The following is a 16,529-nucleotide window of genomic DNA, read 5'->3' on the forward strand; positions in this document are numbered from 1 at the left end:
AACGCCTTCGGCGAACTGACCAAACAGACCGACGCCAAAGGACAAGTCACCAGCATGGCCTACGACACGCTGGGCCGCATGACCAGCCGCGCCGAAGCCGACCTGGTCAGCAGCTGGACCTACGACAACTGCACCAAGGGCATCGGCAAACTGTGCAGCTCGACAGCCGACAACGGCTATCTCAAGACCAATACCTACGACAGCCTGGGAAGAGGCAGCAGCACCACGACCACGATCGACACGGCCTACACCAACAGCGCCACCTACGACGCCAACGGCAGAGTCAGCACCGTCACCTACCCGACCGGCCTGGCAGTCCAATATGTCTACACGACCCTGGGTTACCTGAAAGAAGTCAGAAACAGCCAGACGAATGCCTTGCTGTGGCGCGCCGACACGCAGAATGCACTGGGCCAGCTGCTGCAACAGACCTACGGCAACAATGTCGTGACACAACAGGTGTTCGAAGCAACGACAGGACGCCTGAAGAACATCTACGCCGGTGCAGGCAATGGTGTACAGAACTTCAGCTATGCCTACGACTACCTGGGCAATCTGGTCAGTCGCACCGACGGTAACCAGAATCTGACGGAAACCTTCCTGTACGACAGCTTGAATCGCCTAACAAATGCGGTGGTGAATTCCCCGGCGGCAGGCTTGTCGAGCACCAACTACACCTTCGACAACCTGGGCAACATCACCAACCGCAGCGACATGGGGACGTATGCCTATGGCAACGCCAACGACAGGCCGCATGCCTTGAAGGAACTGAACTTCATCAACGGCGGCAAGCTGCAATACAGCTATGACGCCAACGGTGCATTGATCTCCGAAGTCGCCATCGACAGCACCGGTCAGGTGATTGCCAACCGGGGAAGAAATGAGGTGTACACCAGCTTCGGCATGCCGCAGGCGATTGGTGCGCCGGGCATCAGCCTGGCGTTTGCTTACGGTCCTGAACATCAGCGAGTGAAACAGATCGCCCCGGCGGCGACCACGATCTACCTGCATCCGGACAATACCGGCGGCTTGTTCTATGAGAAGGACATCAAGACCGACGGCACGATCGAGCACAAGCAATACATCACGGCTGGTGGTCAGGTCATTGCCCTGATCAAACTGGTGGGTACGACGCAGACCATCAGCTACATGCATCGAGATCAACTTGGATCGACGACGACGATCACGGATGAGCAGGGCAATGCGATTGAACGACTGGCGTATGAACCGTTCGGCAAACGTCGTTTCCCGGCAGGCAATACGGACAATGCAGGAGAAATCGTTGGGCAGAACACCGATCGTGGCTTTACGAACCATGAGCATCTGGAAGAGCTGGGCCTGATCCACATGAATGGACGGATTTATGATCCGGCCATTGGGCGGTTCATGAGTGCGGATGCGTATGTTCAAGCACCTGATAACTTGCAAAGTTATAACCGGTATGCCTATGTAACGAACAATCCTTTGGTGTTTAGTGATCCAAGCGGATACTTGTTCGGTGGGCTATTCAATGTGCCGATTATTGACAATGCTTGGAATAATCATATCAAGCCTGTCGTAGGGCAAATTGTCACAGTAGTGGCTATTGCAGCTTGCACTTACTACAGCGGAGGTCAGGCGTCGGCTTGTGCTGCAGGAATTTCAGCAGTTTCGGCAAAGGCCCAAGGCGCTAACTGGAATGAGGCCATTAAGGCGGGAGCGATCGCGGGAGCAACAGCTTATGGATTTCAACAAGCCGGTTTAGTCGGCACTGCAGATAGCCCTGAGCGATATCTAGCTCATATGGGAGTGGGATGTGCTAGCGGCTGGGTTGGAGGAAATGGTTGTGCGAGAGGGGCCGCGTCAGCGTTTGTTGGTAAATGGGTTAGTAACCAAACGAGCGGATGGCAAAATGACATCTATCGTGGCGTCGCCGTATCTGTGGCAGGGGGTACTACCTCAGTAATTGGCGGTGGCAAGTTCGAAAATGGAGCGATGACCGCTGCATTTGGCTACTTGTTTAACGCAATGTCTGAAAAATTGCGTTCCTATGGTATGCAATTTGGTACTGGCGTTGGTGTAATAGCTGCTGCTAGTTGTACTGCATCTACTGCCGGGGTCTGCGCCTTAGGATCTCCTAGTTTAGTTGTCGGCGGTGCTGCTGCTGGTGCTGCTATTGGAGGAACAATAGGAGCAGTTATTGATGTTTTTATGCAAGGAGATAAAACACCCACACAAGGTGCGCCTGGTTCAACATATGTAAATCCCGGGAATGGGCAAGAACGTCGTTATGGAAATGATGGTAAGCCGGAATATGATATCGATTGGCATCCAGATCATGGTGCAGGTACCCCTCATGGACATAACTGGGACAAATTACCAGACGGATCTCGTACACGTGGTCCAGGAGTTCCACTGTCCCCATGGCCAGAAGGTCGCGGAAAGAGTCTAGATGAAAAATGACGAAATAGTTGAGGGTATAGAAATTAATCTGCATGATGCAGAAGTTGTTTCTGTGTCTGTGAAAAGGCTTGAAAAAGAAGCTCTCATATATCTTCGAGCCGAGGATGATGCTGTTTATCTTTTAAGACTCACTGCTTTAAAAGCGTTTCGCTGCGAAGATTTCGTAATGCAAAATGTAATAAACAGGGTCAGGCAATCTATATTTGGAGATATTTCGTTAAATGATTTTGACTATTGGATAAGTTGGGTTACAAGCGTTTCGGATGATAAACCTTGGGCGAACTCAAAGACGAGATCTTCGTGGATAAGTGATTTGTCCAAGAAAAAAATAAATTTGCTTGTGCTGGAACCGTCAGTCGGCGCAAGCATTGTTGCCATATGTGAGAAAGTTTTTTTTGAAAAATGTAGCTTTCTCCTCTAAGTATTGTGCCCCTAAAATATCAATTTCGAATGAAAAAGCAAAGGTTTTACCTTACTTGAGCTGCTAGTCGTCATGGTGATCATTGGCCACCTAGACGGCTACGCTCCCCCTTCGCTACTTCGCCCAAATCGGCAAATCCGAAACCAAAGCCGCCCGCGCCCAAATCGACGCCTTCGAAAAAGCCCTCGAGGTCTATCGCCTCGACACGGGCCACTATCCGGCAACTGAGCAAGGCCTCGATGCGTTGATGAAGCAACCCGCCGGCGAGATTCGGTGGCAAGGATCGTATCTGAAGAAAGCATTGCCGCAAGATCCATGGCAGCACGCTTATGTCTAGCGCTATCCCGCTGAGCACGGCGACTACGATATTTTGTCTTACGGTCGCGATGACCTTCCCCCTCCAGAGTACGCCAATGTAAAGTTAGTGACTGCTCTGATGGAGAGCTAGTCATAGAGAAATCGAGATTTGCGGAAAAGTAGATCATTGGGATCTTGAAGGACGCTGATGTCTTTGCCTCAACCGTAATAAGGAAACTGCGCCGACTGATCCATGAAGGCATGGTAGTGCACCACCACGCCGACATCGCGCAGGCTCAGCACGGCGTAGGCGGGCGGTTCCATCGAGGTGGTCGCCGGGCCGGTCAGGGCGAAGTCGAGCGCATGCTGATGGTTGGTGCCGGGCACGGTGGCGAAGGGCGTGCCGTACCAGGTGCCGCCCGAAGGACGATGCACGTGGCCGGAAAACATGTAGCGCACGTTGCCGTGTTTTTTGACCAGCGCGCGCAGGTCGGCTTCTTCGCGCAGGCGGATCCAGTCCATCGACGGCAGGTCGAGTTCGAAGGGCGGATGGTGCGAGAACAGATAGACCTGGCGTTCGCCGGCTTCGGCCAGCATGCGGTCGAGCCACGCCAGACGGTCGGTGCAGAGACGGCCTTCATGCGTACCCACTTCCTTGGTGTCGAGGAATACCAGGCGCGCCGCATCGGTATCGTGTATGCCCTGGATGAAACCGTTGTCGTCCACCGGCATGTCGGGAAAGATGCCGCGGAACACCGGACGTTCATCGTGATTGCCGAGCAGCAGGCGCACCGGCAGTTTCAATTCCTTCAGACAGTCGGCCAGGATGCGGTACGAGGCTTCGTCGCCGTCGTGGGTAAGGTCGCCGGTGATGACGCACAAATCGGCGTCGGCGTGATGTGTGTTGACGTGGGCGATGCAGGTGCGAAAACGGGCTACCGAATCTTCGCCGAACAAGAGATTCCCATCCGGCACCAGGTGGATGTCGGTAATTTGTATGACTTTCATCAGGATGTGTTGTTGGTGATGTGAAGGATTTATCGAATGCCGGCGCGCAAAAACGCCTGGATGAATTGACGCTGGAACACCAGGAAGCCGATCATCAACGGCGCAATCGCCACCAGCGTGGCGGCGCTGATGATGGAAATGTTGACGCCGCTCTCCGGCGCGCCGAACAGCGACAGGCCGACCGTCAGCGGGCGCGTCACCGGCGAGTTGGTCACGATCAGCGGCCACAGGAAGTTGTTCCAGTGCGTCGCCACCGACACCAGCGCATAGGCCAGGTAGACCGGTTTGGCGGCCGGTACGTACACGCGCCACAGCACGCCGAACCAGCCGCAGCCTTCGATGCGCGCGGCTTCTTCGAGTTCGCGCGGAATCTGCATGAAGGCCTGGCGCAGCAAGAAGATGCCGAAGGCGCTGGCCATGTAAGGCACGGCCATGCCCAGCGGCGTATCGAACAGGCCCAGGCGGGTCACCATGGCGTAGTTCTCGACGATCAGGATTTCCGGCAGCACGAACAGTTGCAGCAGTACCAGCACGAACAGCAGGTTCTTGCCGGCGAACTGGAAGCGTGCGAATGCAAATCCGGCCAGCGTGCACAGCGTGAACTGGCCGACCAGGATCAGGCTGACCAGCACGAAGGTATTGAAGAAATAGCGCAACCACGGCGCCGCCTGCCAGGCATCCCGGAAATTCTGCAGGATCAGCGGCGCGCGCCAGTCGAACGCCAGCGCGGCGTGGGAAGTATGGAAGGCGGCCCACAGTGCGAACAGCAGCGGGGCGATCCACAGCAGCGCCAGCAGCCAGGCGCCGAGGGTGTCGACGATATTCCAGAAACGGTCGTGCGAGACGGATGCGGTTGGCGAGGAAATGGCGAGAGTGTTCATCGGTAATGGATGCGGCGGTCAAAGAACAGGAATTGCAGCGCGGCGATCAGGCCCAGCGCCGCGAGCACCATCACGGTCATCACGGCGGCGCCGGACTGGTCGAGATAGGCGAAGGCCATTTCCCAGATCCAGTACAGGATCAGCTTGGAAGCGTTGTCGGGACCGCCCTTGGTCAGGATGAACAGGTGGTCGATCAGGCGCACCGAGTTGATCAGCGCATTGATCGTCACGAACAGCGTGGTCGGCATCAGCAGCGGCAGCACCACGCGGCGCGTATAGGCCCAGCGCCCGGCGCCTTCGATGCGCGCGGCTTCGCGCAGATCCGGCGGGATCGCCTGCAACGCGGCGAGATAAAAAATCATGAAGAAGCCGGATTCTTTCCAGATCGTCACCGCCATCACCGACCACAGCGCGGTGCCGGGCTGGCCGAGCCAGTTGGTCGGGCCGATGCCGAACAGCGCGGTGATGTGGTCGAGCAGGCCGAGGCCGGGTGTATAGAAGAACAGCCACAGGTTGGCCGCCGCGATCATCGGCAGCATGGTCGGCGTGAAAAACGCGGTGCGCACCAGGCCGCGGCCGCCGATGCGCGCATTGGCCCACAGCGCCATGCCCAGCGCCAGCGCAATCGAGACGGGGACGGTCACGCCGGCATACAGCAGGTTGTTGCCGACGACTTGCCAGAAGGCCGGATCGGCCAGCAGGTCGCGGTAGTTGTCGATGCCGTTGAACATGCTCGGGCGGCGCGCCGTGCCGCGCGAAAAGAAGCTGGCCCACAAGGTCGCCAGCATCGGAAAGAAGGCGAACAGCGTCAGCAGGATCAGCGACGGCGTCAGCAGGCCCCAGCCGAACAGGTTGTGCAGGCGGCGCTCGGCAGGATTGGCCGGCGCCAGGTTTGTTGCTTGGTTCATCAGGATTTTATCCAGTGATCGGACTGAGTCGGGGTGGTGATGCCGATGAAATTACGGTAATGCTGTTGCGTTTTTCGCTGTCGTCCCAGCGAACGCTGGGACCCAGTGTCTTGACGGCTGTCGATACGACGCTGGGTCCTGACTTTCGTCAGGACGACGGCAATACAGAGCTTGCCCCGTAAAGCTGCGATGGGTTAGCGGTAAGGCTTCAACAGACGCTCGGCAGTCGCCTGCGCTTCATCCAGCGCCTGCTTCGACGTCTTGGTGCCGGTCAGCGCGGCCTGCACGGCGTTCGACAGCGCTTCACGCACGCGGGCGGTCTGCTCGGTCGAGAACTCCGGAATCGCCACCGCCAATTGATCGCGGGCCACCAGCGCCTGCGGGAAGGACTTGGCGTAGTCGCGCAGGGCAGGCGTGTTGTACGACGCCGGGCTGGTGCCGACATAGCCGGTGGCGATCGACCATTGCGCTGCGCGTTCCGGCGCTGTCATCCAACGCACGAAGGTGACCGAAGCGGCTTGCTGCGCCGGCGTCGAACCCTTGAACAGGTAGAAATTGCCGCCGCCGACCGGCGAGCCCGGTTGCTTGTTGGCCGGCAGCATGGCGACGCCGAAGTCGAACTTGGCTTCTTTCTTCACCGCGGTCAGGTTGCCGGTGGTGTGCCACATCATGGCGGTCTGGCCCTGGACGAAAGCCTGGCGCAGCGTGCCCCATTCAATCGCGCCGGCCGGGCTGACCTTGTACGTGGCCGCCAGCGAGCGCCAGAATTCCAGCGCTTCGATGGCCGCCGGGGTGTTGAAGTAGACCTGCGTGCCTTCCTTGTTCATGAGCGAGACGCCGTTCTGGATCGCGAACGCCTGGAACATCCAGTACGGATAACCGGTCGACGGCACCATCAGGCCGAACTTGTCCTTGCCGGTCAGTTTGGTGGCGGCGGCCAGCATTTCCTTCCAGGTCTTCGGCGGCGCGTCCGGGTTCAGGCCGGCGGCGCGGAACATGTCCTTGTTGTAGAACATCACGATGGTCGAACGCTGGAACGGAATGCCCCAGACGTGGCCGCCGATGGTGCCGTTGGCCATCAGGCCGGGGTAGAAGCTTTGCAGCCAGGCCTTGTCTTCGGCGCTGGCGGCGACCTTGTCGAAAGGCTCGATCAGGTTCTGGTCGATCAGGTCGTAGGTGTCGAGCGCGCCCAGCACCGACAACTGCGCAGGCTGGCCGCCCTTGATGGCCGACAATGCGCGCACGCGGGTCTCGTCGTAGTTGCCGGAGTAGACCGCCTTGACCTTGATGTCCGGGTTGGCCTTCTGGAAGTCGTTGATCATGCCGTCGATCACCTCGGTCAGCGGGCCGCCGACGGCGATCGGGTAGTACATGGTCAGGTCGGTGGAGGCGCTCGCCAGCGAGGATGCCGTCAGGGCGCTTGCGAAGAGCGCCGCCAAGGTTGTTTTTCTGATGAGTTTGCTCAGCATTGCGGTTCCTTTGTGAGGAGGTTTATGTTGAAAATCACGGCGTTGAATCGATTGATGACAGTCAATGGACAGCGGCCAGCGCCGGCATGTCGGTGATGGTGACGGTGATGCAGGGTTCAGGCGACAGACGGCGGCCGTCGTCGGCGGCGAAGACGTGCGCATCCGCCGGATTCCAGCCGAGGCCGACGCGGTCGCCGAGTTTCAGGTGGCTCTTTTCCGGACTGCGCACGATGATGGCGTCGCCGCCCGGCAAGTCGAGGTAGATGTAGGATTCGGCACCCTGGAATTCGACGCCGGTGACGGTGCCGAACAGCTCCGTGGACGAAGGCGCGACGATGCGGAAATGTTCAGGGCGCACGCCGACCAGCTGTTTCTCGTCTGCGGCGCCGACCGGCATGACGCTGGCGCGCAGTGCGGCAGGCAGCTTTTCGGCCTTCATCAGCATCATCGGCGGGCTGCCGATGAAGGCGGCCGAGAAGGCGCTCGATGGCGTCTCATACAATTCCGCCGGGGTACCGCTTTGCACGATGCCGCCGCCATTCATCAACACGATCTTGTCGGCCATGCCCATGGCTTCGGTCTGGTCATGGGTGACATAGACCACCGTCATGTTCAGACGCTGCTGCAAGGCGCGGATTTCATGCCGCACCGAATGGCGCAGCTTGGCATCGAGATTCGACAGCGGCTCGTCCATCAGGCAGATCGAATGGCCGGCGACGACGGCGCGCGCCAGCGCCACGCGCTGACGCTGGCCGCCGGACAATTGCGCCGGCTTGCGTTGTTCCAGTCCCTGCAGGTTGGTCAGCGCCAATGCATCCTGCAAACGCTGGCGGCGTTCCGCCGCATGCACGCCGCGCACCTGCATGCCGAAGCAGATATTTTCAGCGACGCTCAGATGCGGGAACAGTGCATAGGACTGAAACACCATCGACAGTCCACGTGCCGAAGGCGCGGCGTTCGTGACGTCCTTGCCGTCGATTTCGACGCGACCGCTGTCCGGTGTTTCGAGTCCTGCCAGCAGGCGCAGCAAGGTCGATTTTCCGCAGCCCGAAGGACCGAGCAGGGCGACCAGCTGGCCGCGCTCGAATTCCAGGTCGAGCGATTTGATGACCTGGTGCGCGCCCCAGGATTTGCTGATGCCCGAGAGGCGGATGGCGATGTCGTTTTGCATAGTCATTTTTCTGCCGCCATGGCGGATTCGCGTTCTTCATCGACGTCGTCGCCGTCTTGCGAAGTCACGACCACGCGCGTATTTCCGGCCAGCATGGCAGCGAGGGCCGGATTCAGCGGGCTGTCGGTGACGAGGATGTCGGGATCCGACAAGTGACCGCCGCGTACCGGCGCCTGACGGCCGAATTTTGAGTTGTCGGTGACCAGGATCTGCGTGCGGCAGCTCTCGCGCAGCGCCTGGCGCGAACTCGATTCCATGCGATCGAAGTCGAGCAGCGTGCCGTCGGTGTCGACGCCGCCGACGCCATAGATGCCGAAGTCCGCTCGGAAATTGCGGAACAGCTTGTCGGCATCGCTGCCGAGGATTTCCGGATTGGGAAAGCGCAGGGTGCCGCCCGGCACGATGACCTGGTTGTTCTGGTTGGTCGACAAAGCCAGCGCCGCGCGCAGGTTGTTGGTGATGACGGTGAGGTGATCGTGCCTGGCCAATGCCAGCGCAACTTGTTCGGGCGTGGTGCCGATGCCGATCAGCACGCTGCACACGTTGGGAATCAGCCTGGCGACCGCGGCGCCGATCTCGGCTTTCTGTTCGAGATTGTTGATGCGGCGCATGTCGTAAGGCTGGTTGCGCGCGGACAAAATCAGTTCGGCGCCGCCATGTCGCCGGCGCAGGATATCGGCGTCGCACAAAGCGTTGATGTCGCGACGGATGGTTTGCGTGGTGACGGCGAAATGCTCCGCCAACGCCTCCATCGTCATGAAGCCGTGCTGGCGGAACAGCGCAATGATTTCGTTGTGCCGCAACGAAGCGGGCTTGGCGGATGGTTTGTTGGTGAGATTGCTTGCAGGATTCGCCGACATGTTCACTTATCCATTCACTCGTTCATTTGAAAACGTGATGAATGTTATCGGGCGATTGTTACCGGATCGTGACCTTCATTGTGTTCATATGAAGACGATTTAATTTTCATATCATCAAAACGTCATGGCGATGTCATATATCGAGGGCATAGTTCGCAGCGTTTCACCACTGTTCGCACTTTCCTCTTTCAACTTTCCTGAAAACCATTCATGAAAAAATATGCTCTCGCCATGTCGCTCTCCGCCGCCGGCATGTCCGTTTTCGGCGGCGCGCATGCGCAAACCAGCGACGCCTCATCGGGCGTCACCATCTACGGGATCATCAATCCCAGCCTGACCTATACCGACAAGGTCGCCAATGCCACGTCGGCCAACCCGACCGGCACCGGTTCGCGCCTGAGCATGGACACGGCCGTCGCGCAAGGTTCGCGTATCGGCTTCAAGGGCGTGGAAGATCTGGGCGGCGGACTGAAGGCGCTGTTCACGCTGGAGAACGGCTTCAATGCCGACACCGGTCAGCTGGCGCAGGGCGGCTTGTTTTTCGGCCGTACCGCCATCGTCGGCCTGTCGGGCAAGGGCGGCACCATTTATCTCGGCCGCCAGAAGGACTACATCGACGATTTGTCGGCGTATAACGGTGCGCTCGATTTCGGCAGCCTGGTCAACAACATCCACGCATTGAACCTGGACCGCACGCAAGGCTCGCGCGTCAACAACTCGGTGCGCTACAACTCGCCGGTGATGGGCGGCGTCACGCTGAGCGCGCTGTACGGTTTCGGCGAGCAGGCCGGATCGACCGGCGCCGGCCAGTCCTTCGGCGTGGGCGGCAGCTACAACAACGGTCCGTTGTCGTTCGGCGCGGCGTATTTCCAGAACAAGCTGACGGCCAACAATACCTTCACCGGCTCCAGCGACTCCGGCATTGCACCGGGCGCCGTTACCGGCAGCATCGCCAGCACTTCGCTGAAGACTTTCCTGATCGGCGGTTCCTACAAGCTGGGCGACGTGCGCATGTACGGCTCCTACTCGCAGGTCAAGCAACCGCTGGCGGTTGCCGCCGGTGCCGCAATGACCGGTTTCACCGGCGCCACGGGCGCGGCCTTTACCTTCGGCGGCGTCAACAACAGCAAGGTTGACCTCATCGACTTCGGCGTCAACTACAACGTCACGCCGACCACGCAGTTGCTCGCCAACTTCGTCGGCACGCGCTCGAAGTTCGTTGGCGCCAAAGACGGCAAGGCGTCGCAGGTGTCGCTGGGCGTGGACTATTTCCTCTCCAAACGCACCGACCTGTATCTGTTCTACGCCAACATTCGTTCGTCGGACATGTTCAATCCCGGCCTGTACGTCGCGCCGGGCGGCAGCAACACGCAGAACGTGCTGACTGCCGGCATCCGTCACAAGTTCTGACCGGCTTGTTTACCGACAAGGAGACGCAGATGAACAACATACGCAAGAATCGATTGAAGCTGGTCGTCTGCGCCGCGCTATTGAGCGTGTCGCTGGCGGTCAGCGCCGATCCGCTGATCGCCGCGCACCGCGGCGGCACCGGCGACGGTCCGGAAAACACCATCCCGACGCTGCAGAATTCGCTCAGACACGGTGCGGATATCCTGTGGATGACGGTGCAGGTGTCCAGCGACGGCGTACCGGTGCTGTATCGTCCGGCCGATGTCTCGGCGCTGACCGACGGCAAGGGACTTGTCAACACCCTGACGGCGGCGCAACTGACCGCGCTCAATGCCGGTCATATGTACAGCGCGACGGATGCCTCCGGCAACAAGGACTATCCCTATCGCCGGCAGCCGGTGAAGGTGCCGACCCTGCGCGATGCATTGCGTGCGGTGCCGGCATCGGTGCCGATCATGATCGACATGAAGCAGTTGCCTGCCGAGGTGCTGGTCAATGCGGTCGCCAAAGTCATCGAAGAAGAGGGCGCATGGCAACGCGTGCGATTTTATTCCACCGATGCCGACGTGATTGCACTGATGGCGAAGCAGCCGAAGGCGCAAGTGTTCGAATCGCGCGACGCCACGCGCGATCGCCTGGCGCGCATTGCGCTCAACGGCGGTGCTTGCGATACGCCGCCGGCGGCGGGTACGTGGTCGGGCATCGAGCTGGAGCGCAAGGTCAGCGTGGTGGAAAAGTTCACGCTGGGCGAGGGCGTATCGGAAGTGGTGGCGCACTGGTGGACGCCGGCGGCGATGCAATGCTTCAGGCGCAATCCGGGCACCAGGGTGATGGTGTTCGGCGTCGACTCGGCCGAGGCTTATCGCAGCGCGCGGCAACTGGGCGTGGACGTGGTGATGACGGATTCGCCGTTGAAGATGACGGCCTTGCGTGAAGCTGCCAGGTAATTGCAATCAAGAAATCCATGTACGGTAAAAGCCCCGGGCGGGCTTTTACTTTGGATGGGATATCTGCTTCTGGCCGCCGGTTGCTCAAGATTGCAAAAAATTTGGAATCAATCCGTTCCGAGCGATACTCATGGATAGTTTCCGTGCGCGACTGCGTCCCGAGTCGAGATCAGGGTATTTATGAGAATTCCGCTTTTTACCAATTTGCTTGCCGTTGCCCACGAGGCGCCAGCGGCAGCGCGCGCGCATTTCGCGTCCCGTCCGCTGCCGATTCCTCCGCAGCGCCCGGCGCTACCGGCTGTGCCCGTTCGCCGCAGCGCGATGGAGGCTTCGATTCGCCAGCAGTTTGCCAATCGCATGCCGACCGGCGGAAGCGGGTTTCTTCAGCAAGCGGCGGCGACCGCCAGCGTACTGAGGAATCCGTCCCGCCCCCTGATGCACTATCGGCCCGCAATGAATATGCCGGCCGGGCGGGGCATCTTGGGAAATCTGGCAGGTAATCCGTTCATGCGGAACATGACGGCCCAGCGCATAGGCTTGAGCATCGCCAATTTCGAGAGAAACCGGCGCCTGAAAGAACAAGAAGAAAGCCAGATGCAGCAGGCGATAAAAGCCAGTTTGCAGGACTTGCGTGCGACCGGTCGCGGTTGGGGTAGCGCTCCCGTAACAATGAATACAGGCGCCGCTGCGCGGGTTCCGCAAGCTCCGGTTTTTCACCAGCAATTCAAATCCGCGGAGGCGGCGCTGCAAAGCGGTCATCCCACCGGCAATATGTGCGGCGCACTGGCGCTGGCGCATATGACCGGAACCGCGCCGCAATGGCCGCAGTTGCATCAGGTGGCGATGGACGATCTGCTGAAGCACGTTCCCCCCGGCCGCGCTACCCCTGAGCAGTTGAAAGCGGCGCACAATACCGTCTATGACGGCGTCTATATCGAACACCTGCAGGCGATGCTGAAAAAGAACAAGGTTCCTTTCGAAACCTTAAGCGCCGTCGATCCCAACGACATTGACCAGGTCTTCAATGGCGGAAAATGCAATGGCGTGACCTTCGGGTATGTGCGCCCCAGCTCCAGCTCCAACCCCGGCGGCGGCACCGCGCATTTTGCAGCGCTGCGCAAGGATGCGTCCGGGCAGTGGTGGGATATGGACAGTTATCACGACAAGCCGCAGAAAATCAGTTCTCCATCCGCGTTCCTGAAAGACAAATGCCAGGGCGAACTCCGCGCCGGCCGGGGCTTCGATATGATCTATACCAATGCCTGATGGCGTTGCAAGCGGGCAGGAAGCGGCTTGGAATCGACTTGGAATCGGCCTGCCGACGCGGAATCCGATCCACGCCATTGCGACGATGATCTCTCAGGAAACGGCCCGGTCGGTTTTTTTTGGCGGGATGTCCGCTAATAGCGGCACCGCACAAATCCGTGCCGTCGTTTTTGTGCGTCCGTGATGCTATTTTTTCATTTTGAAGAGATTGACTTCAACCGCCAGGTTTTTCGCCTGGTCCTGTAAGGTTTGAGCGGCCGCGGCGGCTTCTTCAACCAAGGCGGCGTTCTGCTGGGTAGCGTCGTCCATCTGCCGTATCGCCTGGTTGACCTGCTCGATGCCCGATATCTGCTCCTGGCTCGCGGTGGTGATTTCCCCCATGATGTTTGTCACGCTCTTGATGCTCTCGACGATGGCTTGCATGGTCGATCCGGCGTGATCTACCAGTTTCGTGCCGGCGTCAACCTTATCCACGGAATCGCTGATCAGATCCTTGATTTCCTTGGCTGCACTCGCCGAGCGCTGCGCAAGACTTCGGACTTCCGTCGCAACCACGGCAAAGCCCCGGCCTTGCTCGCCGGCCCGGGCCGCTTCTACTGCCGCATTCAGGGCGAGGATATTGGTTTGAAATGCAATGCTGTCGATGACGCCAATGATATCGACGATTTTTTTGGATGAATTGTTGATGGAACTCATCGTCTCCACGACTTCGCTCATGACGGAGCCCCCTGTCACCGCGACTTCCGAAGCGGTAATGGCCAGGTGATTGGCTTGCCCGGCATTGTCGGCATTGCGCTTCACCGTCAACGTCAATATATCCATGGAAGACGCAGTCTCTTCCAGGGTGTTTGCCTGTTGCTCCGTTCTGGTGGAGAGGTCGAGATTGCCCCTGGCAATTTGCGTGGACTCATCGGCAATCATCCCCGTACTGGCTCGGACCTGGCTAATGATATTGACCAAATTGCCGGTCATCTCTTTCAATGCGCTCAGTAACTGACCAGTCTCGTCCTTGGTATTGGCATCTATTGTCGCGGTAAGATCACCGGCAGCCACGCGCCGGGTCAACTCCAGTGCATAGGCGATGGGCTGCGTGATGCCGCGCGTCAAGGACCAGGCGAGCATGCCGCCCGATAAGATGAACAAGCCGATGAGCGATAAAATGAGGATCTCGCTGCTTCTTGCGATGGCGTCCACTTCATTGCTCAGATTGTTGACAGTCTCTTTCTGGAAATTGAGAAATTCAAGCTGGGACTTTTTATAGTTTTCGGATAGAGGGGTAAATTCCTCGAACAATTTGGCCACGTCGTCATTGCGGCCGTCCTTTTTGGCCTGCATGATCAAGTCTCGATTGATAAGATAGCGTTTGCGTGCCGCCCCGGTTTTTTGAAACAGTTCTTTTTCCTTGTCGTAAAGAAGATGCCCTTCGATATATTTCTGGATTTCGGTAATTCTGGCGGACGACGACTTTGCGTCTTCGGTAAAAAATTCCGCCAGGGAAGGGTCCGCGCTCTTGACGATAGCCAGTTGTCGCTTGAGACCGGCAAACGTGATGTGATACCACTCCTCGGTCATTCGCTCTTTTATCAGCGGTTCTTGCATCATGTTTCGGGTACTGGCGGCGACTTCATTGAGACGCCACAGTCCTACGCATGAAGAAATAGTGGCCAGCAACAGAACAACAAAAAAACCAACGCCAAGCCGCGTTCCTATGCTCAAATCCCGAATTTTCATATGGCTCCCCAAACGTCTGTTTTCAAATGATGTTTTTGTCGTGCAAGAATTGCTTCAACCCACTTGTGCAGATTAAGGCAAGAAGAGGATTACCGCAAAATATTCTATTTTTTTATAGTTGTATGTTCGCCAAAGTAGATTTCGCCAGAAGATGCGCGTCAAAGAGTTGCATATGCCTGGTAGGTTGGGATGGTACTTCGTCAATCCTTGTGGTAGCGAATACGAGACAGGCTGACGACACAAGCGGCTCCGGAAAGAATCGCCGCACTGATGAGAACCAGCTCATATGGCGAAGTCGATTTGGTCAGCATCAGCGCCACCACTGAAGCACCCAGTGTTTGCCCGGTCAAGCGGGCCGTTCCCAGCATGCCGCTGGCCCCGCCGGTGCGCGCCTTCGGCGCTGAACTCATGATGGTCCGATTATTGGGCGCCTGGAACAAACCGAAGCCGATCCCGCAGATGGCGAACAGGATCACCACCGTCATATCGGACGTCTGCGGATTCACAATCAATAGCATCGCGAGCCCCACGGCAAGTATGGCCAAGCCAATCCCCCCCAATAGACCAGCCATGATCCGGTCAGATAATTTTCCTGCCAAAACACCCGTCAGCGCTACTGAAATGGGCCATGCGGTCAACAGCAAACCGGCGCGCCCGGCTCCCATTCCCAGATAGTTCTGCATCATGAACGGCAGCATGACGAGTGCCGCCATTTGTGCCGCAAAGGAACAAAACGATGTGCCGACAGAGAGCGCGAACAGCGGGATTCGCAGCAAATCCAGCGGCAGCATGGGCGCCGATGTCGATTGGACCTTTAACAGGGCTAATAAACTGATGACCGTCAGTGCCGCACAGGTGATGACCGTAGCCCATCCTTCGACGTGACCGATTGCGTCGATCGTGTAGAGCAGAAGTCCAATGAACAGCATGCAAACCAAAGCGCTTTTGGCATCGAACTTCCGCTTGGACAAGGGATTGAAGGGCAAGGCTTTGATGCCGATGGAGAAGGAAATGAGTCCAAGCGGAATGTTGATCAGAAACAGCCAGTGCCAGGAGGCGACATGAAGAAGGACGCCGGAGACAGTCGGTCCAAGTGCCGATGCCGTGCCCGCGACCAAGGCGTTGTATCCGATCGCTCGCCCCAAAAGCCTGGTCGGGAAAATGAAGCGGAGGAGTGCTGAATTGACGCTAAGAATGCCGGCAGCCCCGATGCCCTGGAAGGTACGGGCCAGGCTTATCTGAAGCATCGTTCCGCTCATGGCGCACGCCAGGGAGGCGACGATGAAAAAGATCAGCCCCGTCAGATACACGCGTCGGTAACCGACCACTTCACCAAGGGATGCCAGCGGCAGCAGGAACACCGCCAGCGCGATTTGATAGCTATTGATGATCCAGATGGCTTGCGCCTCGCTGGTCATCAGATCGCGTGCAATCACGGGAAGGGCCAGATTGGCAATCGACCCATCCATGACTGCGATTCCCATGGACAGAAACACGGTCAGGATGGCAAGCATCCGTTTATCTGCCGGCAACCCGTCGGCTTCTTGAAATGTCCGGGTATTTTTGCTGTCTGGCACGTTGACTTCCATGTTCTGTACCCCAAAAGAAAATCGGTTTTTGTCGAGGCACGCGTTGATGATGCGAAAGTGTGTCATATATTGACGTCATTTTCAGCATCCTCCTTGCAGCATCCTCCTTTAGCATCCTCCTTGTATCAG

General features: G+C 58.2%; 13 protein-coding genes and 1 pseudogene. 6 read left to right on the plus strand and 8 right to left on the minus strand.

Features of this window, described 5'->3' with window-relative positions:
• From PMI16_RS26710 to gspG, 3 genes and pseudogenes are all read left to right on the plus strand, one after another.
• The coding region (locus tag PMI16_RS26710) for an RHS repeat domain-containing protein (protein WP_007883613.1) at positions 1 to 2,442 on the plus strand (2,442 nt) is incomplete at its 5' end.
• On the plus strand, positions 2,432 to 2,863 hold the full coding sequence (locus tag PMI16_RS26095) for a hypothetical protein (protein ID WP_157212748.1): 432 nt from the start codon (positions 2,432 to 2,434) through the stop codon (positions 2,861 to 2,863). The genes PMI16_RS26710 and PMI16_RS26095, both read left to right, overlap by 11 nt.
• 36 nt (positions 2,864 to 2,899) lie before the next feature.
• Positions 2,900 to 3,311 (plus strand): annotated as a pseudogene (gene gspG / locus PMI16_RS25500) (type II secretion system major pseudopilin GspG); the annotation flags it as partial.
• 68 nt (positions 3,312 to 3,379) lie between these two features.
• On the opposite strand, the gene PMI16_RS21680 reads toward gspG, so the two are convergent.
• The 6 genes from PMI16_RS21680 to PMI16_RS21705 form a co-directional block, all read right to left on the minus strand.
• On the minus strand, positions 3,380 to 4,168 hold the full coding sequence (locus PMI16_RS21680; RefSeq protein ID WP_007883614.1) for a phosphodiesterase: 789 nt from the start codon (positions 4,166 to 4,168) through the stop codon (positions 3,380 to 3,382).
• A gap of 29 nt (positions 4,169 to 4,197) precedes the next feature.
• A complete protein-coding gene (locus tag PMI16_RS21685) occupies positions 4,198 to 5,049 on the minus strand; it encodes a carbohydrate ABC transporter permease (RefSeq protein WP_007883615.1) in 852 nt (283 codons plus the stop codon).
• Entirely contained in the window at positions 5,046 to 5,957 is a 912-nt protein-coding gene (locus tag PMI16_RS21690) for a carbohydrate ABC transporter permease (RefSeq protein ID WP_007883616.1), read from the minus strand. Before PMI16_RS21690 ends, PMI16_RS21685 begins: the two co-directional genes overlap by 4 nt.
• A gap of 194 nt (positions 5,958 to 6,151) precedes the next feature.
• Positions 6,152 to 7,426, minus strand: coding sequence for an ABC transporter substrate-binding protein (locus PMI16_RS21695; protein WP_007883618.1), 1,275 nt, complete (start codon positions 7,424 to 7,426; stop codon positions 6,152 to 6,154).
• Positions 7,427 to 7,487: 61 nt separating this feature from the next.
• A complete protein-coding gene (locus tag PMI16_RS21700) occupies positions 7,488 to 8,603 on the minus strand; it encodes an ABC transporter ATP-binding protein (RefSeq protein WP_007883620.1) in 1,116 nt (371 codons plus the stop codon).
• Complete coding sequence (locus PMI16_RS21705) at positions 8,600 to 9,457, minus strand: DeoR/GlpR family DNA-binding transcription regulator (protein WP_007883621.1); 858 nt, start codon at positions 9,455 to 9,457, stop codon at positions 8,600 to 8,602. The genes PMI16_RS21700 and PMI16_RS21705 overlap by 4 nt, the downstream gene beginning before the upstream one ends.
• A gap of 210 nt (positions 9,458 to 9,667) precedes the next feature.
• Here PMI16_RS21705 and PMI16_RS21710 point away from each other — a divergent pair, with 210 nt between their 5' ends.
• The 3 genes from PMI16_RS21710 to PMI16_RS21720 all read left to right on the plus strand — a co-directional run bounded on the left by PMI16_RS21710 (position 9,668) and on the right by PMI16_RS21720 (position 13,080).
• Positions 9,668 to 10,867: a porin gene (locus PMI16_RS21710; protein ID WP_007883623.1), complete on the plus strand. Its 1,200-nt coding sequence runs from the start codon at positions 9,668 to 9,670 to the stop codon at positions 10,865 to 10,867.
• A 29-nt stretch (positions 10,868 to 10,896) separates the two neighbouring features.
• A complete protein-coding gene (locus PMI16_RS21715; protein WP_007883625.1) occupies positions 10,897 to 11,814 on the plus strand; it encodes a glycerophosphodiester phosphodiesterase family protein in 918 nt (305 codons plus the stop codon).
• 180 nt (positions 11,815 to 11,994) lie between these two features.
• Positions 11,995 to 13,080, plus strand: a complete 1,086-nt coding sequence (locus PMI16_RS21720; protein ID WP_007883627.1) for a hypothetical protein — start codon at positions 11,995 to 11,997, stop codon at positions 13,078 to 13,080.
• A gap of 186 nt (positions 13,081 to 13,266) precedes the next feature.
• On the opposite strand, the gene PMI16_RS21725 is transcribed toward PMI16_RS21720, so the two are convergent.
• Positions 13,267 to 14,811 carry a methyl-accepting chemotaxis protein gene (locus PMI16_RS21725; protein WP_007883629.1) on the minus strand — a complete coding sequence of 515 codons (1,545 nt, stop codon included), beginning with the start codon at positions 14,809 to 14,811 and terminating at the stop codon, positions 13,267 to 13,269.
• 200 nt (positions 14,812 to 15,011) lie between these two features.
• The gene (locus PMI16_RS21730; protein WP_007883630.1) at positions 15,012 to 16,400 is read right to left on the minus strand and encodes an MFS transporter; all 1,389 of its coding nucleotides are present in this window, start codon (positions 16,398 to 16,400) and stop codon (positions 15,012 to 15,014) included.
• Between the last annotated feature and the right edge of the window lie 129 nt (positions 16,401 to 16,529).

The organism is Herbaspirillum sp. CF444, from assembly GCF_000282135.1.
Classification (GTDB): domain Bacteria; phylum Pseudomonadota; class Gammaproteobacteria; order Burkholderiales; family Burkholderiaceae_D; genus Herbaspirillum.